At 65.2% G+C, this 21,868-nt stretch carries 22 protein-coding genes; 3 read left to right on the forward strand and 19 right to left on the reverse strand.

Annotated features, from left to right (window positions below; all coding sequences use genetic code 11):
• Positions 1 to 12: 12 nt before the first annotated feature.
• Entirely contained in the window at positions 13 to 939 is a 927-nt protein-coding gene (locus DXK93_RS29260; RefSeq protein WP_054456873.1) for an SPFH domain-containing protein, read from the reverse strand.
• Positions 940 to 1,039: 100 nt separating this feature from the next.
• Complete coding sequence (locus DXK93_RS29265; protein WP_054456736.1) at positions 1,040 to 1,474, reverse strand: NfeD family protein; 435 nt, start codon at positions 1,472 to 1,474, stop codon at positions 1,040 to 1,042.
• 169 nt (positions 1,475 to 1,643) lie between these two features.
• On the opposite strand from DXK93_RS29265, the gene DXK93_RS29270 reads away from it, so the two are divergent.
• A complete protein-coding gene (locus DXK93_RS29270) occupies positions 1,644 to 2,381 on the forward strand; it encodes a glutamine amidotransferase (protein WP_119451956.1) in 738 nt (245 codons plus the stop codon).
• A gap of 101 nt (positions 2,382 to 2,482) precedes the next feature.
• Entirely contained in the window at positions 2,483 to 3,325 is an 843-nt protein-coding gene (locus tag DXK93_RS29275; RefSeq protein ID WP_119451957.1) for a bifunctional transcriptional activator/DNA repair enzyme AdaA, read from the forward strand.
• A gap of 72 nt (positions 3,326 to 3,397) precedes the next feature.
• Here the strand turns inward: DXK93_RS29275 and ppsA are convergent, their stop codons facing one another.
• Complete coding sequence (gene ppsA, locus DXK93_RS29280; RefSeq protein WP_054456733.1) at positions 3,398 to 5,764, reverse strand: phosphoenolpyruvate synthase; 2,367 nt, start codon at positions 5,762 to 5,764, stop codon at positions 3,398 to 3,400.
• A gap of 181 nt (positions 5,765 to 5,945) precedes the next feature.
• Between ppsA and DXK93_RS29285 the strand changes: the two genes are divergently transcribed.
• Positions 5,946 to 6,773 (forward strand): pyruvate, water dikinase regulatory protein, encoded by an 828-nt coding sequence (locus DXK93_RS29285; protein ID WP_042793329.1) that lies wholly within the window; start codon positions 5,946 to 5,948, stop codon positions 6,771 to 6,773.
• Between the two features lie 51 nt (positions 6,774 to 6,824).
• On the opposite strand, the gene DXK93_RS29290 is transcribed toward DXK93_RS29285, so the two are convergent.
• From DXK93_RS29290 to pyrH, 16 genes are all read right to left on the reverse strand, one after another.
• Positions 6,825 to 7,304, reverse strand: coding sequence for a DUF2846 domain-containing protein (locus DXK93_RS29290; RefSeq protein ID WP_054456732.1), 480 nt, complete (start codon positions 7,302 to 7,304; stop codon positions 6,825 to 6,827).
• Positions 7,305 to 7,401: 97 nt separating this feature from the next.
• Positions 7,402 to 7,872, reverse strand: coding sequence for a DUF2846 domain-containing protein (locus DXK93_RS29295; RefSeq protein WP_054456731.1), 471 nt, complete (start codon positions 7,870 to 7,872; stop codon positions 7,402 to 7,404).
• A 134-nt stretch (positions 7,873 to 8,006) separates the two neighbouring features.
• Positions 8,007 to 8,795, reverse strand: coding sequence for an RNA methyltransferase (locus DXK93_RS29300; protein WP_119451958.1), 789 nt, complete (start codon positions 8,793 to 8,795; stop codon positions 8,007 to 8,009).
• Positions 8,792 to 9,400, reverse strand: coding sequence for a ribonuclease HII (rnhB, locus tag DXK93_RS29305; RefSeq protein ID WP_370127902.1), 609 nt, complete (start codon positions 9,398 to 9,400; stop codon positions 8,792 to 8,794). The genes DXK93_RS29300 and rnhB overlap by 4 nt, the downstream gene beginning before the upstream one ends.
• Entirely contained in the window at positions 9,387 to 10,583 is a 1,197-nt protein-coding gene (gene lpxB / locus DXK93_RS29310; RefSeq protein WP_119451959.1) for a lipid-A-disaccharide synthase, read from the reverse strand. Before lpxB ends, rnhB begins: the two co-directional genes overlap by 14 nt.
• Positions 10,580 to 11,374: an acyl-ACP--UDP-N-acetylglucosamine O-acyltransferase gene (lpxA, locus tag DXK93_RS29315; protein WP_054456727.1), complete on the reverse strand. Its 795-nt coding sequence runs from the start codon at positions 11,372 to 11,374 to the stop codon at positions 10,580 to 10,582. Before lpxA ends, lpxB begins: the two co-directional genes overlap by 4 nt.
• Complete coding sequence (gene fabZ / locus DXK93_RS29320) at positions 11,375 to 11,830, reverse strand: 3-hydroxyacyl-ACP dehydratase FabZ (RefSeq protein WP_008167730.1); 456 nt, start codon at positions 11,828 to 11,830, stop codon at positions 11,375 to 11,377. It lies immediately after the preceding gene.
• A 70-nt stretch (positions 11,831 to 11,900) separates the two neighbouring features.
• On the reverse strand, positions 11,901 to 12,998 hold the full coding sequence (gene lpxD / locus DXK93_RS29325; protein WP_119451960.1) for a UDP-3-O-(3-hydroxymyristoyl)glucosamine N-acyltransferase: 1,098 nt from the start codon (positions 12,996 to 12,998) through the stop codon (positions 11,901 to 11,903).
• Between the two features lie 17 nt (positions 12,999 to 13,015).
• Positions 13,016 to 13,576 (reverse strand): OmpH family outer membrane protein, encoded by a 561-nt coding sequence (locus DXK93_RS29330; RefSeq protein WP_054456725.1) that lies wholly within the window; start codon positions 13,574 to 13,576, stop codon positions 13,016 to 13,018.
• 109 nt (positions 13,577 to 13,685) lie between these two features.
• On the reverse strand, positions 13,686 to 16,019 hold the full coding sequence (gene bamA / locus DXK93_RS29335) for an outer membrane protein assembly factor BamA (RefSeq protein WP_054456724.1): 2,334 nt from the start codon (positions 16,017 to 16,019) through the stop codon (positions 13,686 to 13,688).
• 53 nt (positions 16,020 to 16,072) lie between these two features.
• Positions 16,073 to 17,404 (reverse strand): RIP metalloprotease RseP, encoded by a 1,332-nt coding sequence (gene rseP / locus DXK93_RS29340; protein WP_054456723.1) that lies wholly within the window; start codon positions 17,402 to 17,404, stop codon positions 16,073 to 16,075.
• A 56-nt stretch (positions 17,405 to 17,460) separates the two neighbouring features.
• The gene (locus tag DXK93_RS29345; RefSeq protein WP_119451961.1) at positions 17,461 to 18,660 is read right to left on the reverse strand and encodes a 1-deoxy-D-xylulose-5-phosphate reductoisomerase; all 1,200 of its coding nucleotides are present in this window, start codon (positions 18,658 to 18,660) and stop codon (positions 17,461 to 17,463) included.
• Positions 18,657 to 19,514 (reverse strand): phosphatidate cytidylyltransferase, encoded by an 858-nt coding sequence (locus DXK93_RS29350; protein WP_119451962.1) that lies wholly within the window; start codon positions 19,512 to 19,514, stop codon positions 18,657 to 18,659. Before DXK93_RS29350 ends, DXK93_RS29345 begins: the two co-directional genes overlap by 4 nt.
• A gap of 53 nt (positions 19,515 to 19,567) precedes the next feature.
• Positions 19,568 to 20,332, reverse strand: a complete 765-nt coding sequence (gene uppS, locus DXK93_RS29355) for a polyprenyl diphosphate synthase (protein WP_054456720.1) — start codon at positions 20,330 to 20,332, stop codon at positions 19,568 to 19,570.
• A 179-nt stretch (positions 20,333 to 20,511) separates the two neighbouring features.
• Positions 20,512 to 21,072, reverse strand: a complete 561-nt coding sequence (gene frr / locus DXK93_RS29360) for a ribosome recycling factor (protein ID WP_054456719.1) — start codon at positions 21,070 to 21,072, stop codon at positions 20,512 to 20,514.
• Positions 21,073 to 21,087: 15 nt separating this feature from the next.
• The gene (gene pyrH, locus DXK93_RS29365) at positions 21,088 to 21,804 is read right to left on the reverse strand and encodes a UMP kinase (protein ID WP_013393440.1); all 717 of its coding nucleotides are present in this window, start codon (positions 21,802 to 21,804) and stop codon (positions 21,088 to 21,090) included.
• Positions 21,805 to 21,868: the final 64 nt, after the last annotated feature.

Raw genomic sequence — 21,868 nt, forward strand, 5'->3', positions numbered from 1 at the left:
CAGGCGCGGTTATCAGCTGTTGCGGGTGGACTTCACGATGGTCATGGCGGAGGCGATCATGCCGCCCACGTCCGCCAGGTTCGCCGGCAGGATCAAGGTGTTGCCTTCCTTGGCGACATTGCCGAAGGCCTCGACGTAGCGCTCGGCCACCTTCAGGTTCACCGCTTCCATGCCGCCCGGCTGGCGCACGGAGTCCGCCACCTGGGTGATGGCCTTGGCGGTGGCCTCGGCGATCGCCAGCACCGCGGCGGCCTCGCCCTGGGCCTGGTTGATCTGGGCCTGCTTCTCGCCTTCGGAACGGGCGATGGCGGCTTCGCGCTCGCCGGTGGCGATATTGATCTGTTCCTGGCGGCGGCCTTCCGAGGCCGCGATCAGCGCGCGCTTTTCACGTTCGGCGGTGATCTGCGCCTGCATCGCGCGCAGGATCTCGTTGGGCGGCGTCAAGTCCTTGATCTCGTAGCGCAGCACCTTCACGCCCCAGTTCAGCGCCGCCTCGTCCAGCGAAGAGACGATGTTGCTGTTGATGGAGTCGCGCTCTTCGAAGGTGCGGTCCAGTTCCATCTTGCCGATGACCGAACGCAGGGTCGTCTGCGCCAGCTGGGTGATGGCCGAGATGTAGTTCGACGAGCCATACGACGCGCGCATCGGATCGGTCACCTGGAAGTACAGCACGCCGTCGACCTGCAGCTGCGTGTTGTCGCGCGTGATGCAGACCTGGCTGGGCACGTCCAGCGGAATTTCCTTGAGCGAGTGCTTGTACGACACGCGCTCGATGAACGGAATGACGAAGCCCGCGCCGGGCGACAGGACCCGGTCGAACTTGCCCAGGCGCTCGACCACCCAGGCGTGCTGCTGAGGCACGATGGCGATCGCCTTGATGACTATCAGTATCGCCAGCGCGACGATGACGAGCAGGACGATGGTGGATGTATCGATCATCATGATTCGGAGCCTCTCCTTCTGGTAAATACATATGCGGGAAACGTCCGGACCTTGCGGACGCCCGCAGCCGGTCCCGCCCGCGGCGGGATGGCCTTCGTCAGACCGAACCCGGCACGCCCCTGGGGGCCAGCACCAGGATCGAGCCGCGCATTTCGATGATGGTTTGTTCTCCGGCCACGGGCGGCTGGCCCTGGGCCAGCTCCGCCTGCCAGTGCGCGCCGCGGTACCAGACGCGCGCGGTGCCCTGGTCGGACCAGGCTTCTACCGACACCGTCTGGCCGATGTCCAGGTTGACGTCGGCATTGCGGGCGGAATCGACCTCGCGCTTTTTCAGCACGCGGGTCTTGCGCAGCACCAGCAAACCCAGCAGCAGCACGATGCCGCAGCCTACCAGTTGCCATTCCAGGCCTGCGCCGAACCATGCGGCCACGCCCCCGGCTGCCAGCCCCAGGGCCACCAGCAGCAGATAGAAAGTGCCGGTCGCCAATTCCCCGATCAGGGCCAGCGCAGCCAATCCCAGCCAAATCCACATAGTCTTCGTTCGCCCGAAAGGATGAGTCTCTGAGCGGAATTGTACGTATTTCCGGGACGGAACGGAAAAGCGCCTTTCATCACGGATCGGAGGGCTGGATTATGATGTGCGCTGGCGGTGGATCTCCCCCTGGAACCCGGCGCCCGCATCCTTTACGCACAAGCCCCCAATGACCGCTGCAATACCCACCGCTCTCCCCGTCCTGATCCTGCACACCGGCGATCCGGACGACACGCTCAAAAGCCAGTTCGGCGGCTATGCCGAACAACTCGCGCAGGCCGCCGGCCTGACCGCCGAGGCCATGGAAATCGTGCCCGTCCATGAAGGCAAGCGGCCGCAGGCTCCCGCCCATTATCGCGCCGCGCTGATCACGGGTTCGCCCGCCATGGTGACCGACAAGGAACCCTGGAGCGAGGACACCGCCGCCTGGCTGCGCGAAGCCGCCGCAGCCGGCCTGCCCATGTTCGGCGTCTGCTACGGCCATCAGTTGCTGGCCTACGCGCTGGGCGGCAAGGTCGGCTACAACCCCGCCGGGCGCGAAGTCGGCACCCAGACCGTGGAACTGCTGCCGCCCGCGGCCGGCGACAAGCTGCTGGCCGGACTGCCGTCCACCTTCCCCGCCCAGATGCTGCATGCGCAGACCGTGCTGCAGCCGCCGCCTGGCGCCGCCGTGCTGGCGCGCTCGGACCTGGACGAACACCAGATGATCCGCATCGGCCGCAACGTGTTCTCGACCCAGTTCCATCCCGAATTCGGCCCTGACTTCATCCGCGCCCATCTGGAACGCTTCGGCCGCCGCTATGCGGCTGAAAATCTCGACGTCCCGGGGCTGTCCGCCAATGTCCGCGCCACGCCCGTCGCGGGCGGCCTCCTGCGGCGCTTTCTGGACGCCTACGCACCCGCGTAGCGCCCCGCGCGGCCACCGCGCAATATACGGAGTGCGGCGGCGGAAGGCTTTTGAGACGATGGGTCCAAGCGCGCGAATCCACGCGCAACAGGAGCTTTTTCATGGACCAAGCCGCCGCCCTGAGCAAACAGCACGCCGCCGCCATCGAGCGCGCCTGCCGCGCCCTGGAAGCCGAGCAGCCGCCGGATCTGTCCACCCTGGCCGAACAGGCCGGCATGAGCCGCTTCCATTTCCACCGCGTCTTCAAGGCGGCCACCGGCATCACCCCCAAGGCCTACGCCGACGCCCTGCGCGCCAGCCGCGCCCGCCAGCATCTGAAGCAGAGCGCGAGCGTCACGGACGCCATGTACGACGCCGGCTTCAATTCCAGCGGCCGCTTCTACGAAGCCGCTCCCGCCATCCTGGGCATGACGCCCACCGCCTTTCGCAAGAGTGGCGAGGGCGTGGATATCCGCTTCGCGGTGGCGCAATGCTCCCTGGGCGCGCTGCTGGTGGCGGCAAGCGATACCGGCATCTGCGAAATCGCGCTGCACGAAGACCCGGAACAATTGGTGCGCAACCTGCAGGACCGCTTCAAGGCCGCCCGCCTGATCGGCGCGGACGCGCAATTCGAAGGCTGGGTGGCGGCCGTGGTGGGCTTCGTCGAAGACCCCTCTCGCGGCCTGGACCTGCCCCTGGATGTGCGCGGCACGGCCTTCCAGCGCCAGGTATGGCAAGCCCTGCGCGAGATCCCCGTGGGTGAAACCGCCACCTATACCGACATCGCCGAACGCATCGGCTCCCCACGCGCCGTGCGCGCCGTGGCCCGCGCCTGCGCCACCAACAACATCGCGCTGGCCATTCCCTGCCACCGGGTGGTGCGCACGGATGGCTCGCTGGCTGGCTACCGCTGGGGCATAGACCGCAAGCGCGAACTGATTGCGCGCGAAGCGCTGGCGGCGTAGCCCTTTCCCGCCTGCACGCATAAAAAAACCCCGCGCCCTTGCAGGCGCGGGGTTTTCACATCGGCAAACCGATCAGCTCTTGGCCAGGCGCTGCCAGGTATCGACAACGGTGTCCGGGTTGAGCGACATCGACAGGATGCCCTCTTCCTTCAGCCATTGCGCGAAGTCCGGGTGATCGCTGGGGCCTTGGCCGCAGATGCCCACGTACTTGTTGGCGGCCAGGCAAGCCTTGATCGCGCGGCGCAGCATGAACTTCACGGCCTCGTCGCGTTCGTCAAAGTCGGCGGCCAGCAGCTCCATGCCCGAATCGCGATCCAGGCCCAGCGTCAGCTGGGTCATGTCGTTCGAACCGATCGAGAAGCCGTCGAAGTACTGCAGGAATTCGTCGGCCAGGATGGCGTTGGACGGCACTTCGCACATCATGATGAGCTTCAGGCCGTTTTCGCCGCGCGCCAGGCCGTGCTTGGCCAGCAGGTCCACGACCTTGGCCGCCTGGCCCAGGGTGCGGACGAAGGGCACCATGATCTCGACGTTGGTCAGGCCCATTTCATCGCGCACCTTCTTGAGCGCTTCGCATTCCATGCGGAAGCACTCGGCGAAGTCCTCGGCGATGTAGCGCGACGCGCCGCGGAAGCCCAGCATGGGGTTTTCTTCCTCGGGCTCGTAGCGCGAACCGCCGACCAGCTTGCGGTACTCGTTGGACTTGAAGTCCGACATGCGCACGATGACAGGCTTGGGGTAGAAGGCGGCGGCGATGGTCGCCACGCCTTCGGCCATCTTCTCGACGAAGAAGGCGCGCGGGCTGGCATGGCCGCGGGCGGCCGATTCCACGGCCTTCTTCAGTTCGCCATCAACGTTCGGGTAGTCCAGCACCGCCTTGGGGTGGATGCCGATGTTGTTGTTGATGATGAATTCCAGGCGGGCCAGGCCCACGCCGCCGTTGGGGATCTGCGCGAAGTCGAAAGCCAGCTGCGGGTTGCCCACGTTCATCATGATCTTCAGATCGATGGGGGGCATGTCGCCGCGACGCACTTCTTCCACTTCGGTTTCGATCAGGCCGTCATAGATGCGGCCTTCGTCGCCCTCGGCGCAAGACACGGTCACGGCTTGGCCTTCCTTGAGCAGGTCGGTCGCGTTGCCGCAGCCCACGACTGCCGGAATGCCCAGCTCGCGCGCGATGATCGCCGCGTGGCAGGTGCGGCCGCCGCGGTTGGTGACGATGGCCGAGGCGCGCTTCATCACGGGCTCCCAGTTGGGATCCGTCATGTCGGTGACCAGAACGTCGCCGGGCTGGACCTTGTCCATGTCGGAGATGTCGCCGACCACGCGCACCGGACCCGCGCCGATCTTCTGGCCGATCGCGCGGCCGGTGATCAGGACCTGGCCGGTGGCCTTCAGGCGGTAGCGCTGCTGCACGTCGTTGGCGCCCTGCTGCGACTTCACCGTTTCCGGACGCGCCTGCAGGATGTAGATCTTGCCGTCGATGCCGTCGCGGCCCCACTCGATGTCCATCGGGCGGCCGTAGTGCTTTTCAATGATGACGGCGTAGCGAGCCAGCTCGTTGACCTCGTCGTCGGTCAGCGAATAGCGGTTGCGCTCGGACACCGGCACGTCGACCGTGCGCACGGCGCGGCCTTCGGGACGCTCGGGATCGAACTCCATCTTGATCAGCTTGGAGCCGATGCGACGGCCCACGATCGGGTAGTGGCCCTGGGCCAGCGTCGGCTTGAAGACGTAGAACTCGTCGGGGTTGACCGCGCCCTGCACCACGGTTTCGCCCAGGCCGTAGGACGAGGTGATGAAGACCACGTCCTGGAAGCCCGATTCCGTGTCGATGGTGAACATGACGCCGGCGCTGCCCTTGTCGGAACGCACCATGCGCTGGATGCCGGCCGACAGCGCGACGTCGGCGTGGGCGTAGCCCTTGTGCACGCGATAGGAAATGGCGCGGTCGTTGTACAGCGACGCGAACACGTGGCGGATCTTGTCCAGCACGTCGTCGATGCCGACGACGTTCAGGAAGGTTTCCTGCTGGCCGGCGAACGAAGCGTCGGGCAGGTCTTCGGCGGTGGCGGAGGAGCGCACGGCGAACGAGCCCTTGCCATCAGCGTCGAGCTTGGCAAAGGCGGTACGGATCTGCGATTCGAACTCGGGCGAGAACGGCGCGTCGATGATCCATTGACGGATCTGCGAGCCGGCGTTGGCCAGTTCGCGCACGTCTTCGGGGTTCAGCGTGGTCAGGCGTTCGGCGATGCGCTTGTCCAGGCCGGAGGCCTTGAGGAAGTCGCGGAAAGCATCAGCGGTCGTGGCAAAGCCGCCCGGCACGCGGACACCCGCGCCAGACAGCTGGCTGATCATTTCACCTAGTGATGCGTTCTTGCCTCCTACCGAGTCCACGTCCGTCATGCGGAGCTGCTCGAACAAAACAACGTACGACATTGAAGTCACCTTTTACAATGGAATGAAAGCGAGTTTGGTCAATGCGTCGGAAAGCTGGATCACAGCCCCGATTTACGCGCTGACCAAACTGGCCTTGGACCGCCCTTGGGGTGACTTATAGGGGCCTGATTGTACTCGGTGGAGTGCGTCCGGCCATCTGCCTGGTTGGAATTTTTTACACATGACATCTACCCCGATCGTACGCACGGTATACATCGTTTCCGACAGTACCGGCATCACCGCAGAAACCTTCAGCCAGTCAGTGCTTTCGCAGTTTGAAGAGGTCAATTTCAAGCCTGTCCGCCTGCCCTTTGTCGACACGCTGGAAAAGGCCGCGGAAGTGGCCATGCGCATCGATCGCAGCGCCCAGGAGGCCGGTGTTCCCCCGATCGTGTTCAGCACCCTGGTCAATCCGGACATCCTGGCACGCGTTCGGCAGGCGAACGGCGTTTTCCTGGACCTGTTTGGCACTTTCGTCAGCCACATCGAGCAGGCGCTGGGCCTGAAGTCCAGCCATTCCATCGGCCGCTCGCACATGCAGGCCAATTCGGAAAAATACCGCAACCGCATCGACGCCATCAACTTCAGCCTGGCGCATGACGACGGCCAGTTCGTCAACCAGCTGGACCAGGCGGACGTGATCCTGGTTGGCGTATCGCGCTGCGGCAAGACGCCCACCAGCCTGTACCTGGCCATGCAATACGCCATCAAGGCGGCCAACTTCCCGCTGACGCCGGACGATTTCGAGCGCGGCACCCTGCCTTCGACCATCGCCCCGCACCGCGGCAAGCTGTTCGGCCTGTCGATCCAGCCCGAGCGCCTGGCCGAAGTCCGCAACGAGCGCCGCCCCAACAGCCGCTACGCGCAGCTGGAGCAATGCCGCTACGAAGTGGCCGAGGCCGAACGCATGATGCGCCGCGAGGGCATTTCCTGGCTGTCCAGCACCACCAAATCGATCGAGGAGATCGCCACGACGGTGCTGCAGGAAGTCGGCCTGGACCGGGGCTGAAAACGACAAGGGCGCGCCCATGGCGCGCCCTTTCCTGCAACGTGCTCCGGATCAGGGACGCAGCTTGACGCGTTCGCGCGAGCCCGCGCCCCAGTACTTCAGCGGTCCCATTTCCTGTTGGGCGGTCGCCTCCGAGTCTTCCAGGCGCATGTCCTGGCGACCCATATTGGACGAATTGCCGCTCACGCCTTCGATGCTCAAGCGCACGTAACGGGTCTGGCCCGGGGCCAGCGTGAACGACAGTTGTTCGTCGTCGCGCAAGGTGTCGACCACGTACTGGCCGGCAGGCCGGTTCACGTAAAAGAAGCTGCCCGGCTTGGAACGGCCGACCTTGACGCCGTTCACGCGCAGGTATGGCTGGGCCGACACCACGCCAACCGGCGCCGGCGGCTGGTAGAAGTAGATCCGCCCCGTTTCCGGCACCATCATGGGGATGGTGCTGGCGACGTCCTTGTACCGGGGTCCGCCGCAACCTGCCAACAAGGCCGCGCCCAGCACGGCGGCAGCCACCATCTTGAACCTGCGCTTCATTCCGTCTTCTCCGATTTGCCGATCCCGCTGGCCACCCAACATGATTGGTCCAGGCGCGAAAGTATGTGAATGAATTTAAACACTACATATTGTAATTTTACTCATAGCGCAGCGGCTCGCGCTCGCGGCGTCCCGCACCCCAATAGCGCAGGTCAGACATCGCCTGCACGGCTACGTCAGCGGAGCCCTCCAACCTCAGGACCTGCCTGCCGCCCGCAATATCGACGCGCACGTATTGGGTCTGCCCGGCGGCCAGCGGAACCTTGAGCGCGTCCTTGCGCTCCTTGCGGTCTGTGGCGGTGATCACTTCCACCTCGCCGGGCGCGCGGTCCACGAAGAAGAAACGACCGGATTTGGAGCGACCGACCTTGCGGCCGTCGACCAGGATCGCGGGCTGCGCGACCTTGTCGCCGTTGGACGTCACGGGCTGGTAGAAGTAAATCCGGCCTTCCGCAGCCTCCAGCGCCGGGATGCGGTCCGCCACATCGCCATACCGGGGACCGGCGCACGCAGAAAGCAACACCGCCGCGCCCAGCGCGGCAAGACTCGATTTGATCCAGCTTTTCATGTCCCGTCCTTGATCGGATCCCGGCCGCCAGACGCGGCTCAGGACCGCTCCGGCTCGGGCAAACGGGGCAGTATAAACAGGGGACGGTGCCCGCAATCCGCGGAAAAGCGGCGAAACGAAGGGCAGATCGGCGTTCAGTCCGGCTTGCCGCGCAAAGCCTGGCGCCGCTGCTCGAAAAGGCAGATCGCGGCTGCGGCGCCCACATTGAGCGATTCCATCGCCACCATGTCGTGCGGAATACGCACCTTGAGGCTGGCGGCGGCAATCAGCTCCGCTGCCACGCCCTGGCCTTCGTGGCCGAACACCCAGGCGCAACGTTCCGGCAACAAGCCTTCGTACAGATCGCGCGCGCCGTCCAGCGCGGTCGCCACCATCGGCACCTTCAGCCGCGGCAGCAAGGCAGCCAGATCCACGTGTTCGTGGATGGCCAAGGCGAAATGGGCGCCCTGGCCGCTGCGCAGCACCTTGGGAGACCAGGCCGCGGCCGTGCCCGTGGCCAGGAAGACGCGCTTCACTCCCGCTGCGGCGCAGGTGCGCAGCAACGTGCCGACATTGCCGGGATCCTGGATGCGGTCGAACAGCACGCAGTTCTCGTCCACAGCATCGGGCAAGTCCAGAACCGGCGGCGTCACCTGAAAGGCCACGCCCTGCCCGCTTTCCACGGCTGCCAGGGACTGCATCAAGCGCGCGTCCAGGGCCAGGCAGTCGCGGTCCGGCACAGCGGCCGCAAGCGCCGCTATGTCGGGCTGGGACAAGCGCTCCACATCGAAGATGGCCTGATCGGGCGCGCCGTGATGCTGCAGCCAGGCCTGGCACAGGTGGACGCCATCCAGCAGCACCGGCGCGCCGCGCTTGCCCGCCGTGCCGGCCAGCTTGGCCAGCGCCTTGACTGCGGGATTGTCGCGAGAACTGATGTGCTTCATGAAGTCAGGCCGAAGGCCTTGATGGGGGCGAAGCTGCGCCGATGTTCGGCGCAGGGGCCGTGCTCGCGCAGCATCTCCAGATGCAGCGGGGTGCCATAACCCTTGTGCTGATCGAAGGCATATTGGGGATAGAGGGCATGCAGGCGCAGCAGGTCTGCATCGCGCGCGGTCTTGGCAAGAATGGAAGCCGCGGAAATCGCGGGCACCAGGGCGTCGCCCTTGATGACGGTCTGCACGGTGCAGCCGAGCTTGGGAGCCTGGTTGCCATCCACCAGCGCCAGCTGCGGCAAGGTGGACAAGCCCTGCACCGCGCGCTGCATCGCCAGCATCGTGGCGCGCAGGATGTTCATGCTGTCGATCTCGGCCACGCTGGCGCTGGCGATGCACCAGGCCACGGCAAATTCCTGGATCTCGAGCGCCAGCGCCTCGCGCGTGGCGGCCTTGAGCACCTTGGAATCCGCCAGGCCCGCGATGGGCCGGGCCGGATCCAGAATGACCGCCGCCGCGTACACGGCGCCCGCCAGCGGGCCGCGGCCCGCCTCGTCCACGCCTGCCGTGATCATGACGGGCTGTTCAGGAGCCGCGAACAAGTCAGGCTGCTCCACCGGCCACCTCCAGGATCGCCTGCGCAGCCAGCGCGGGCGTGTCGCGCAGCAGCTCCTGATGCAGGGCGGTAAAGCGGGCTTCGATGCGCGCCCTGCCCGCGTCGTCGGTCAGGGACGTCCAGGTCGCCTCCGCGAGTTTCTCGGGCGTGGCGTCGTCCTGCAGCAGCTCCGGCACGGCAAAATCGCGCAGCAGTACGTTCGGCAACCCCACCCAGGGCAGGTAGGGACGCTGCTGGCCGGACTTCCAGGCCATGATGCGGCGCATCCAGGGCGACAGCACGTAGGAAATCACCATGGGCCGCTTGTACAGCGCCGTTTCCAGGGTGGCGGTGCCGCTGGCCACCAGCACTGCCGTGGCCGCTTCCATGACGGACCAGGCCACGGGCGCCTGGCGCTCTCCGCCCTCGCCGTGCAGATCGTTCGCCGTGACGCAGCGCAGTCCAGGCACGGGGTGTTGGGCCAGGATGGCCTGGAACTCCGCGCGCCGCTGGTCGTTGACCATGGGGACGACGCATTGCAGGGCCGGATCCTTCTTCTGCAGGATCTGCGCGGCTTGCAGGAAGCGCGGCGCCAGCAGACGGATCTCGGACGAGCGGCTACCCGGCAGGATCGCCAGCACGCGCGCATTCTGGTCGATGCCCAGACGCTCGCGCGCCGCGGCGCGGTCGGGCTGCATGGGCACGGCGCCAGCCAGCGGATGGCCCACATAGGTGACCGGAATGCCTTCCTTGCGGTAGATCTCTTCCTCGAACGGGAACAGCACCAGCATGTGCGACACCGACTCGCGGATCTTATGGATCCGCTCATAGCGCCAGGCCCAGATCGACGGTCCGACGAAATGCACGGTGGGCGTGCCCGCCTGGCGCAACTGGTGTTCCAGCCGCAGATTGAAGTCCGGCGCATCGATACCGACGAACACGGCGGGCGGCTGCGCCAACCAGCGCCGCTTGACGTCGCGATAGGTGCCAAGCAGGCTGGGCAGGCGCTTGAGCGCGTCGACATAGCCGAACACGGTCAAGGCATGCATGGGGTGCCAGGTATCGAAGCCGCGGGCCTGCATTTGCGGCCCGCCGATACCCTCGCAGCGCACGCCGGCGTCGCGCGCTTGCAGACCGGCAATGATGCGACCGGCCAGCAGGTCGCCCGAAGGCTCGCCGGCCACCATGCCGATCCGAGCGTTCATGGACGGATGATGCCGCGGCTCGCGACGTCCAGGAAGTCGAGCATGGTCTGCAGGTGCGGGGCGACCTCGGGCTCCGCCTGCTGGCGGGCGCGCAGTTCGGCCCGCGCCGTGTCCAGGGACAGGCCCCGGCGGTAGAGGATCTTGTAGGCGTCGCGCAGCGCCGCAATGTCGGCCGCCGTAAAGCCGCGGCGCTTCAGTCCTTCGACGTTGACGCCCACCGGACGGCACGGATTGCCCGCAGCCAGCACGAACGGCGGCGTGTCCTGCATCAGGGAGCTGTTGCCGCCCGTCATGCTGTGCGCGCCGATGCGCGAAAACTGGTGCACGCCGGTCAGGCCGCCCACGATGGCCCAATCGCCTACGTGGACGTGGCCGCCCAGCTGCACCGAATTGGCCAGGATGGTGTTGCTGCCGATGTGGCAATCGTGTGCAACGTGCACGTACGCCATGACCCAGTTGTCGTCGGCAATCGTCGTAACGCCGCCGTCCTGCACGGTGCCCGTGTTGAGCGTGACGAATTCCCGGAACGTATTGCGGTCGCCGATTTCCAGGCGGGTAGGCTCGCCCTGGTACTTCTTGTCCTGCGGCATGCCGCCAATCGAGCAGTACCGGTAGAAACGGTTGTCGCGCCCGATGGTCGTCACCCCGTCCACCATGCAGTACGGGCCGATCTCGGTGCCCGCGCCTATGGTCACGTTGGGACCGATGGTCGCGAACGGACCGACCACGACGGTCGGGTCGAGCTTTGCCGCCGGATCAACGACGGCGGTGGGGTGAATGTTTCCTGCCATTTACTCTTCCAGGCTGCGAATCGCGCACATCAGCTTGGCCGAAGCGACTTCCTGGCCATCCACCGTCGCGCGCGCTTGATACTTACAGATGCTGCGGCTCAGGCGTTCGGCTTCGACCTCGATGCGCAACTGGTCGCCCGGCACCACGGGGCGGCGGAAACGCGCGCCGTCGATGCCAACCAGGTAATACGCGGTCTTGGAACCTTCGCACTTCAGGCCGCCATTCTCGTCGGTGAACGAGAACAGGGCGGAGGCCTGAGCCATGGCTTCCACGATGAGCACGCCCGGCATCACCGGGTGGTGCGGGAAATGGCCGTTGAAAAACGGTTCATTGATCGAGACGTTCTTGATGGCCACGATGGACTTGCCAGGCACCATTTCGACGACGCGGTCAATCAGCAGCATCGGATAACGATGCGGCAGCCTCTCCATGATCCCCTTGATGTCGAGTTCCATTTTTCTATGCTTTCCTGCGAAGTAAAGTAATTGTGCGGCGCGGACGCGCCAGGGGCGGCGATGCGCCGCCCTAGTCTTTTTCCAGCGTCCGCACGCGCCGGCGCAATTGCGCCAACTGTTGTATCACGGCGGCGTTGCGCTGCCATTCGCCATGTTCCGCGTACGGGAAGACCCCGGTGTAGCGGCCAGGCTTCGAGATGCTGGACGTCACCGCGGTGCCGCCGGAGACATGCACATCGTCGCCCAGCGTGAGGTGCCCGGACAGCATGGCCGCTCCGCCTATGGTGCAGCGCTCGCCGATGGTGGTCGAGCCAGCCACGCCCACGCAGGCCGCAATCGCGGTATGCGCGCCGATCCGGCAGTTGTGGGCCACCATGATCTGGTTGTCCAGCTTGACGCCATCGGCCAGGACGGTGTCTTCCAGCGCGCCCCGGTCGACGGTGGTGTTGGCGCCGATTTCGACGTCGTCACCGACCGTCACGCCGCCGAGCTGGGGAATCTTGCCCCAGGCGCCCTTGCCCAGCGTGGGATCCGGCGCGAAACCGAAACCATCCGCGCCCAGCACAGCGCCGCTATGAATGATGGCGCGTGCGCCCACCTTGACGCCGTCGTACAGCGTGACGTGGGCGTACAGCCGGCTGCCAGGGCCGACGGACGAGCCTGCGCCAATGACGCAGCCAGGTCCGAGCACGGTATCGCGGCCGATGCGGGCGCCGGATTCGACGACGCAATTCGGGCCGATGCGCACGCCTTCTTCGATGATGGCGTCAGCGGCGACCACCGCGGAAGGATGCGTGGACGCGGGCAGCTCGGGCCGTCTCGCGGCATCGAACCATTGCGCCACGCGGGCGTAAAGCAGATAGGGATGCTGACAGACGACCAGCGCGAACGGCGGCCGGGCGTTGCCCTCGGCCTCCAGAGCCTGCGCCACGTCCGGCGAGACGATGACGGCGCCAGCCTGCGTGGCGCCTAGCTGGCTCTGGTAGCGGGGGTTGGCCAGGAAAGCGATTTCCTGCCGACCCGCCGATGACAGGGTTCCGATGCCGCAGACCCGCATGGGGCCCGCGCCGGGAACCGCGCTGATGCGCCAGTCCATCCCCTGGGTGTTGGCGGCGCTCAACAGTGTTTCCAGCGTTGGCGCGCGGGCAAGATCCAGTAGAACCGGCATAACGTGACGGGTGCTGCTTACTTGCCCAGGCTCTGGATCACCTTGTCGGTGATGTCGATGCGCGGGTTGACGGTCACTGCGTCCTGGATGATCAGGTCGTAGTTTTCCTGCTCGGCGATGCGCTTGATAGCGTCGTTGGCCTTCGTCACGATGCCCGAGAATTCTTCGTTGCGGCGGCGGTTGAAGTCTTCCTGGAACTCGCGGCGCTTGCGCTGCAGGTCGGTATCCAGGTTGGACAGTTCACGCTGGCGCTTGACGCGATCGGACTCCGACAGGACAGGCGCGTCCTTGTCGAACTTCTCGGCTTGCGAACGCAGGCTGTTGTTCAGGCGCTGAAGCTCGTCGTCGCGCTTCTTGAATTCAGCTTCGATCTTGCTTTGCGCTGCCTTGGCCGGACCCGACTCGCGCAGGATCCGCTCGGTATTGACGAAACCGATCTTCGTGCCTTGGGCCTGCGCGGGAATCGCAGCAGCCGAACCGAGAATGAGCGCACCTACCAGGGCAATGGAGCCGCCCAGTTTGCCGCGGCGCGTGGTGCGCAGCGATTTCGAGGTTTTAAGTGCGGAATCAGACATCATGAAAATCTCACCTTCCAGTAAGGCAAAGCCAAAGTGTGTATTGTGCCACTAAACAGCAAGGGAGCCGGCCGTGCGCCCTTCTCCCTTGTTTTCAAGCGTAACGGCGCGCTTAGAAACCAGTCCCGATCTGGAACTGGAAGCTCTGCTTGTCGTCGCCCGACTTCGAATTGAGCGGACGGGCATAGGACAGCTGCAGCGGTCCCATCGGCGACTGCCACGACAGACCGATACCGGCCGAGAAGCGCCAGCCGCACGGATCCTCGACCTCGCTGCCAGGCTTGCCGCCGGTGCAGCTCTGGCCGCTGCCGGCCGAAACCTGGCCCGCGTCCGAGAAAATGAACCAGCGCAGGGTGCGGTCCTTCGACGCGCCCGGGAACGGCAGATAGAGCTGCGCGTTCGCGATGACGCGCCGCGTGCCGCCCAGGTAGTCGCCCGTCTTGGTATCGCGCGGGCCCAGCGACGAGCCCTCGTAGCCGCGTACCGTGCCGATACCGCCGGCATAGACGTTCTTGATGATCGGGTAATCCTTGCTGCCGTAGCCCTGCCCCCAGTCCACCATGCCGTTCAAGGCCAGGGTGTAGGAGCCGCCCAGCGGCACGAAATACTGCTGCTGGGCCGTCAGCATCGTGTACTGCAGATCGATGGTCGACAGGTCGGCCTTCAGGCGGGTGTACCCGCCCTTGGTCGGCGCCAGGCCGCTGTCGCGGGTGTCCTTGGTCCAGCCGGTGGTGAAGATCACCGAGTTGGTCGCGTCGCCATAGTCCTTGACGAACTTCTCGTAGGCCGCCGGCGAGTTGTTGAAAAGGTCGATCTGGTTACGTTCGACGTTCGCGCCCAGCATGATCCGGTCGTATTCCGAGATCGGCACGCCGAAGTTCATGCCCAGGCCCATGGCCTTGACGCGGTAGTCGCCGTCGTTGTTGTTCCAGGGCTCGGTCACGCGATAGTAGGCGGACGTGGTGCGGCTGATGCCGTCCTTGGTCCAGTACGGATCGGTATGCGACAGCACGATGGCGCGGTTGGTCTTGCTGGTGTTCAGTTGCAGGGTCAGGTTGGTACCGCTGCCAAAGACGTTGTCTTCGCTGATACCGGCAGACAGAATGGCCTTTTCGGACGAGCCGTAACCCACGCCCAGGTTGATCATGCCGGTTGGCTTTTCCTTGACGTCGACGTTGACGTCGACCTGGTCGGGTGAACCCGGAACCGGATCGGTCTTGACGTTGACGTCGCTGAAATAGCCCAGGCGGTCGACACGGTCGCGCGAGTCCTTGATGTCCTTGGCGTCGTACCAGGCGGCTTCCTGCTGGCGCATTTCGCGGCGCACGACTTCGTCGCGCGTGCGGGTATTGCCGCCGATCTGGATGCGGCGGACGTACACGCGGCGGCTGGGATCGACGTAGAACGTCAGGTCGGCCTCATGCTTGGCGCGGTCCAGCTGCGGGTTCGGGTTGACGTTGGCAAACGCGTAGCCCAGTTCACCCAGGTAGTCGGTGATGGCCTTGGCCGAACCGTTGGCCTTGGCGGCCGAGAACGTTTCGTCCGGCTTGATTTCCACCAGCGCGTTGATTTCCTTGTCCAGGCCCAGCAGGTTGCCGGCCAGCTTCACGCTGCGCACCTTGTAGGGCTCGCCTTCGTGCACGGTAATCGTGATGCGGATGTCCTTGCGGTCGGGCGAAATCGTGACCTGGGGCGGCTCGACCGAGAATTCGAGGTAGCCCTGGTCCAGGTAGAAGGAGCGCAGGCGCTCCAGGTCGCCCTCGAGCTTTTCGCGCGAGTACTTGTCGGTATCGGTATACCAGGTCAACCAGCCCGGCGTGGTCAGCTTGAATTCGTCGAGCAGGTCGCTCTCCGAGAAAGCCTTGTTGCCCACGAAGCGGATTTCCTGGATGCGCGCGACCGAGCCTTCGAACACGTCGAAGCTCACGCCCACGCGGTTGCGCGGCAGCGGGGTCACGGTGGAGGTCACTTCGATGCCGTACTTGCCCTTGGACAGGTACTGCTGCTTCAGTTCGTATTCGGCGCGCTCGAGCATGGAGCGGTCGAAGATGCGGCCTTCGGCGAAGCCCACTTGGGCCAGCGACGTGGTGATGGCCTTGGAGTCGAACTCGCGCATGCCGTTGAAGTTCACCGACGCGATCGTGGGGCGTTCCTGCACGACCACCACGACGACGTTGTTGTCCGTCTGGATCTGTACGTCGGTGAAGAAGCCGGTGCCGTACAAGCGGCGGATGGCTTCAGTGGCTTCTTCTTCGGTGAACTTTTCGCCCACTTTGACGGGGAGATAGCCGAAGACGGTGCCGGCGTCAGTTCTTTGAATACCCTCTACGCGGATATCCCGCACGACAAAAGGGTCGAAGGCGTGGGCGATGGCCGGAACCAGCAGTGCGGCGATCAAACCCGGCAGTACACCCTTTTTGTGATGAAACATCCGGCGAAAAGACATCCTTGAGTATCCTCGGTCGTGCAAATGGCGGGGGATTTTATGCTAAATCGCGTTCAAGTGAACAAACGCGTGAAATCATTGAACAGCGCAAGCCCCATCAGGCTTGCCAATAAACCTATGCCGGCGCGCTGTCCGATATCGATCCACCTTGCTGGCGGCGGGCTACCCCGCACAATTTCGACGAGATAGTACAGCAGATGGCCACCGTCCAGCATGGGAATAGGCAGCAAATTTAGTACACCCAGGCTGATGCTGATCAAGGCGATATAAGCGATATACGCAACAATTCCGATTCTGGCGGTCTGGCCGGCGTAGTCCGCGATGGTCACGGGACCGCTGACATTGCGCCAGGAAACGTCGCCCGTGATCATGCGCCCCATCATGCGCAGCGAGAACCAGGCGGTATCCCAGGTGCGCACGGCGCCCTTCCACAGGCTTTCGAATACGCCATAGCGCACGGTCACCATGGGAACGTCGCCACCCAGCTGGACGCCCAGGCGGCCGATCACCTGGCCGTTGACGGTCTCGGCGCGGGGCGTGGCGTTCAGGGAGATATTGGCGCCGTCGCGCGCCAGCGTAAGCGCCAGGGTCTTGCCGGCGCTTTCTTGAATCTGCCGCACCAGCGCGCCGGTATCCGGGGTGGGAACGCCGTTCACGGCCAGGATGAGGTCGCCCGTCCGCAGGCCGGCCGCCTGCCCTTCGCCGCCGTCATTGACGACACGCACTGCGGGCTTGGGCTGAGCCAGGCGCACGCCGGCCGCGGCCAGCGGGTCGCCGCCGGCCGGATCCATGGTGTTGGACGGCAGGACCAGTTCACGCTGCTGGACGGCGCCCGCAGGGGTCTTGACCTCGATCCTGGCGCTGCCGCCAGTAGCCATGACGTCCATCAGGCGCCAGCGCGCGTCGGACCAGGAAGCGACCTCTTCGCCGTCGATGGCCAGGATGCGGTCGCCAGAGAGCAGGCCGGCGCGCGCGGCAGGCGTGTCCGCCGCGGGCTGGGCGATGACAGCCACGGGCTCCTCGGTGCCGGCCATGTTCAGGCCGGCATAGAGGAAGACCGCGAGTATCAGGTTGAAAATGGGGCCAGCGGCAACGATGGCGATACGCTGGCCGACGGGCTTGCTATTGAAGGCCCCTGCCACTTCCGCCGGGCTCGCGCCGGCGGGGGGATCGTCCTGCATCTTGACGTAGCCGCCCAGCGGCAGCGCCGAGACCGCCCATTCCGTGCCGTGGCGGTCGGTGCGCCGCAGGATGACCTTGCCGAACCCCACCGAGAAGCGCAGCACTTTCACGCCACACAGGCGGGCCACCCAATAGTGCCCCAGTTCATGGAAGATGATCAGGGTGCCAAGCGCAACCGCAAAGGCCAGCAGGGTGAAAAGCATCGGAATCGAAGAAATCTAGGAAATCAGAGGCCGGCGGACGGGCGACCGAGCCCGCATCAGGCCAGGCCCAGGTTGCCAGCGAAGACGCGCGCGTCAGAATCCAGAGCGAGCACGTCGTCAAGACTGTTGAGCGTAACAGATGCTTGCCGTGCCTGCCACTCCAGGGAAGCCTCGATTACCCGCGGAATCCAGGTATAGGGCAGCCGGCCGCTCAGGAAGGCCTCCACGGCGATCTCGTTGGCGGCATTCAATGCCACGCAGGCCCCCTGCCCGGCTCGCAGCGCCGCAAACGACAAGGCCAGGCACGGAAAACGCGCCAGATCGGGCTTCTCGAAGTCCAGACGCCCCAGCCGCGTCAGATCCAGCGGGCCGACGCCGCTGTCCAGGCGTTCGGGAAAGCCCAGGCCATAGGCAATGGGCGTGCGCATGTCGGGCTGACCGAGCTGCGCCAGCACGGAGCCGTCGTCGTACTCGACCATGGAGTGCACCACGCTCTGGGGGTGCACCACCACCTCGATGCGATCAGCAGGCATGGCGAACAGCCAATGCGCCTCGATCACCTCGAGCCCCTTGTTGAGCATGGTGGCGGAATCGACCGAAATCTTGCGGCCCATGCTCCAGTTCGGGTGGGCGCAAGCCTGGGCCGGCGTCACGTCGTGCAGGTCTTCCAGGTCGCGCCCGCGGAACGGACCGCCGGAAGCGGTCAACAGCAGCCGGCGCACGCCGGGTGCGGGGCTATCCGGCGCGACGGCTCGTCCGCCGTGAGGCAGACATTGGAAAATGGCGTTATGTTCACTGTCGATAGGCAGCAGTTCGGCGCCGTTGTCGCGTATGGCCTGCATGAAAAGCGAGCCGGCCGCAACCAGCGCTTCCTTGTTGGCCAGCAAGACGCGCTTGCCGCTGCGGGCAGCCGCCAGGGCGGCGGGCAGGCCCGCGGCCCCCACGATGGCCGCCATGACGGAGTCGCATTGGGGATCGGCGGCGGTATCGGCCAGCGCCTGGGCGCCGACGCGGATTTCCGGCATGGTCTGGCCGCCAGCCCATGCGGCAATGAATTTCTCGCGCGCCGCAGAGTCGGGCACCACCACGACCGCGGCGCGGCAGGCCTGTGCCTGCTCCGCCAGGCGCGTCATCTGGCTGTACGCCGATAGCGCATAAACCGCCAGGCGCTCGGGGTGGCGGGCGATCACATCCAGCGTGCTTTCACCGATCGAACCGGTCGATCCCAGCACGACGACGCGTTGAAAAGCCGTCAAAACAACACTCCAGACAAAAGTAGCGCAAACGGCGCGACCGGGAGAATCGCGTCGATGCGGTCATAGACCCCGCCGTGGCCAGGCAGCAGCGTGCTGGAATCCTTGCGTCCGGCGCGCCGCTTGAGCAGCGATTCGAACAGGTCGCCCATGATCGACAGCACGCCAAGCACGGCGGCAATGGGCAGCGCCAGCCAGAAGGTCCAGCGTTCGACCAGCGCGTGGCCGTACGTGCCTTCCCACAGGCTGGAAAGACCGATCCAGACCACCGCCCCCAGGACGCCAGCGACCGCGCCTGCGATCGTTTTGCCCGGGCTGACCCGCGGGGCCAGTTTACGCTTGCCGAAGGCTCTGCCGGCAAAATAAGCGGCAATATCGGCGGCCCAGACCAGCGCCAGCAGCGACACTACGAAACCGGCGCCATGCGCCACGAACATCTGCGCCAGCACGGCCCAGGCGGCAAACGCCGCGGGCACGGAGAAAATCGACCAGCCCACACTGGCGGGAGGCGCATCGGAACGCCCGCGCACCACCGCCGTCAGGCCGCCGAACAGCCAGACCGCGGCCACCGCCGGCACTACGTAGCGCAGCACCCAGACGGGATCTGTGATTCCGGCATTCTGTCCCGCGAGCCATGCGGAGGCCAACGCCAGCATGCCCGCGAACAGCAGGACGGCAACGCCGACGGCAATGAGAGGGGAAGGCGGTTGCGGCAAGGTCAGGCGGAGCCACTCCCAATTGGCGCAGGCGGCCGCCAGAGCCAGAAGCGCAACGAACCACCACGGGTTCGCGCTGATCATCGCGGCAGCCAGAACGGCCAACAGAACGACTGCGGTAACGATACGCTGGCCCAACATATGACGGTCTCCTCGTGTACAGCCCTGGAAAGACGCGCTAGTCGCCGTCCGTTTTATTTCGCGCCGTTTTCGCTGAGTTGCGCGCTGGTACGGCCGAAACGGCGTTCGCGCGTGCGGTACCAGTCAAAGGCGGCCGCGAGCTCGGCGGCGCCGAAATCCGGCCAGTAGCGGTCCGTGAAGTAGAACTCCGCGTAAGCCATCTGCCAGATCAGAAAATTGGAAATGCGCTGTTCGCCGCCGGTGCGGATGAACAGGTCGGGTTCTGGCGCCCAGGCCATGGACAGATGGCGCGCCAGGCGCTCCTCGTCCACCAACTGGGGCTGCGTGGCCAGTGCGGGCTCGGCGGCCAGCATGGCGCGGGTGGCCTGAAGGATGTCCCAGCGTCCGCCATAGTTGGCGGCAACCGTCAGGTGCAGGCGGTCGTTGTGGGCCGTGCGCTCCTGCGCCGCGAAGATCAGCTCTTGCAAACGGGGCTCGAAGGCCGACAGGTCGCCGATGACGTGCAGACGCACGCCCTGCTCTTCCAGCTTGCCGATCTCGCGCTCCAGCGCCTGCACGAACAGGCGCATGAGCAGCGACACTTCCTCGGCCGGGCGGCGCCAGTTCTCGGAACTGAAGGCGAACAGCGTCAGATAGCGCACGCCGGCGCGCCCGCACGCCTCGACCACGCGCCGCACCGCCTGCACGCCCTTGGCATGGCCCGCAGTGCGCGGAAGCAGCCGCCTCGTCGCCCACCGGCCATTGCCATCCATGATGATGGCGACGTGCTCGGGAATGTCGCGGGTAGCGGGAACCGCCTGGGTCGAACTGGTTGCCATTGGTCTGGGGTTGCGCGCGGTGAAACGGCGAAAACGGAACTACGTGAAGAAAAGCCTGCGCCGTCGTTCCACCGCTAAGCAGCAATGCTGCGAACCAATGGACAGGACGGCGCTCAGGCAGGATATCCTGGTCGCCAGGGGGATACGGACTAGCCTATCACCCTGACGGCATCCAGGAATTATACGGTCATGATTTCCGCTTCTTTCTGCGTAACCATCTTGTCGATTTCGGCCACGCTGCGATCGGTCAGTTTCTGGACGTCGTCCTGCGAACGGCGTTCGTCGTCCTCGGAGATTTCCTTGTCCTTGACCAGCTTCTTCAGCGCTTCGTTGGCTTCGCGGCGCAGGTTGCGCACGGCCACCTTGGCGTCCTCGCCTTCGCTGCGGACAACCTTGGTCAGGTCGCGGCGGCGCTCTTCGGTCAGCGCGGGCATCGGCACGCGGATGGTGTCGCCCATCGACATGGGGTTCAGGCCCAGGTCCGATTCGCGGATCGCCTTTTCGATCGCGGAGGCCATGCTCTTCTCGTAGGGCTGCACGCTGATGGTGCGGGCGTCCACGAGGTTCACGTTGCCAACCTGGCTGATCGGCACGGGCGAGCCGTAGTACTCGACCTGCACGTGGTCCAGGATGCCGGTATGGGCGCGGCCCGTGCGGATCTTGGCCAGGTTGGTCTTGAGCGTGTCAAGCGACTTGGCCATCCTGGCTTCGGCGGATTTGCGGATTTCTGCGACGCTCATGGAATTTCCTTTTCTTTAGACGTGTACCAAGGTGCCTTCGTCTTCGCCGCTGACGACCCGCTTGAGGGCGCCGGACTTATTGATCGAAAACACTTTGATCGGCAGCTTCTGGTCACGGCACAGCGCAAAGGCGGTGGCGTCCATGACTTCCAGCCGGCGGACGATCGCTTCGTCGAAGCTGATGCGCGAGTAACGCGTGGCGGTGGGATCCTTGTTGGGATCCGCGCTGTAGATGCCGTCGACCTTGGTGGCCTTCAGCACGATCTCCGCCCCGATCTCGGCGCCGCGCAACGCAGCGGCCGTGTCCGTGGTGAAGAAGGGGTTGCCGGTACCTGCCGCGAAGATGACGACCTTGCCCTCTTCGAGGTAGCGCAGCGCCTTCGGGCGGATGTACGGCTCGACGACCTGATCGATGTTCAAGGCCGATTGCACGCGGGTGTCGACACCCTTGTGCTTGAGCGCGTCTTGCAGCGCAAGCGCGTTCATGATGGTGGCCATCATGCCCATGTAGTCGGCGGTTGCGCGGTCCATGCCCTGCGCGCCCGGGGCGACGCCACGGAAAATATTGCCCCCGCCGATGACGATGGCCAGCTCGACGCCCGTGGCGGCGACTTCAGCGACCTCATCGGTCATGCGGACGATGGTGGAGCGGTTGATGCCAAATGCATCGTCGCCCATCAGCGCCTCGCCGGAAAGTTTGAGAAGAACCCGTTTGTATGCTCTGCTGCTCATAGGTGATATCCCGAAGAACAATCCGACGAAAGTGTAAGACAAGAAATAGGCCGGACTAGAATTT

It is taken from the genome of Achromobacter sp. K91 (assembly GCF_003576205.1).
Classification (GTDB): Bacteria; Pseudomonadota; Gammaproteobacteria; order Burkholderiales; family Burkholderiaceae_B; genus Achromobacter; species Achromobacter aegrifaciens.

Bases quoted from the DNA above. Each gene is read 5' to 3' on its own strand.
- lpxA (WP_054456727.1), bottom strand. From the start codon at position 11,374: ATGGCAGGAAACATTCACCCCACCGCCGTCGTTGATCCGGCGGCAAAG.
- DXK93_RS29350 (WP_119451962.1), bottom strand. From the start codon at position 19,514: ATGTTGGGCCAGCGTATCGTTACCGCAGTCGTTCTGTTGGCCGTTCTG.
- pyrH (WP_013393440.1), bottom strand. From the start codon at position 21,804: ATGAGCAGCAGAGCATACAAACGGGTTCTTCTCAAACTTTCCGGCGAG.
- DXK93_RS29285 (WP_042793329.1), top strand. From the start codon at position 5,946: ATGACATCTACCCCGATCGTACGCACGGTATACATCGTTTCCGACAGT.
- bamA (WP_054456724.1), bottom strand. From the start codon at position 16,019: ATGTCTTTTCGCCGGATGTTTCATCACAAAAAGGGTGTACTGCCGGGT.
- DXK93_RS29270 (WP_119451956.1), top strand. From the start codon at position 1,644: ATGACCGCTGCAATACCCACCGCTCTCCCCGTCCTGATCCTGCACACC.
- DXK93_RS29295 (WP_054456731.1), bottom strand. From the start codon at position 7,872: ATGAAAAGCTGGATCAAATCGAGTCTTGCCGCGCTGGGCGCGGCGGTG.
- DXK93_RS29290 (WP_054456732.1), bottom strand. From the start codon at position 7,304: ATGAAGCGCAGGTTCAAGATGGTGGCTGCCGCCGTGCTGGGCGCGGCC.
- DXK93_RS29300 (WP_119451958.1), bottom strand. From the start codon at position 8,795: ATGAAGCACATCAGTTCTCGCGACAATCCCGCAGTCAAGGCGCTGGCC.
- DXK93_RS29330 (WP_054456725.1), bottom strand. From the start codon at position 13,576: ATGATGTCTGATTCCGCACTTAAAACCTCGAAATCGCTGCGCACCACG.
- uppS (WP_054456720.1), bottom strand. From the start codon at position 20,332: ATGGCAACCAGTTCGACCCAGGCGGTTCCCGCTACCCGCGACATTCCC.
- lpxB (WP_119451959.1), bottom strand. From the start codon at position 10,583: ATGAACGCTCGGATCGGCATGGTGGCCGGCGAGCCTTCGGGCGACCTG.
- frr (WP_054456719.1), bottom strand. From the start codon at position 21,072: ATGAGCGTCGCAGAAATCCGCAAATCCGCCGAAGCCAGGATGGCCAAG.
- rseP (WP_054456723.1), bottom strand. From the start codon at position 17,404: ATGCTTTTCACCCTGCTGGCCTTTGCGGTTGCGCTTGGCACCCTGATC.
- lpxD (WP_119451960.1), bottom strand. From the start codon at position 12,998: ATGCCGGTTCTACTGGATCTTGCCCGCGCGCCAACGCTGGAAACACTG.
- DXK93_RS29265 (WP_054456736.1), bottom strand. From the start codon at position 1,474: ATGTGGATTTGGCTGGGATTGGCTGCGCTGGCCCTGATCGGGGAATTG.
- fabZ (WP_008167730.1), bottom strand. From the start codon at position 11,830: ATGGAACTCGACATCAAGGGGATCATGGAGAGGCTGCCGCATCGTTAT.
- DXK93_RS29260 (WP_054456873.1), bottom strand. From the start codon at position 939: ATGATCGATACATCCACCATCGTCCTGCTCGTCATCGTCGCGCTGGCG.
- ppsA (WP_054456733.1), bottom strand. From the start codon at position 5,764: ATGTCGTACGTTGTTTTGTTCGAGCAGCTCCGCATGACGGACGTGGAC.
- DXK93_RS29275 (WP_119451957.1), top strand. From the start codon at position 2,483: ATGGACCAAGCCGCCGCCCTGAGCAAACAGCACGCCGCCGCCATCGAG.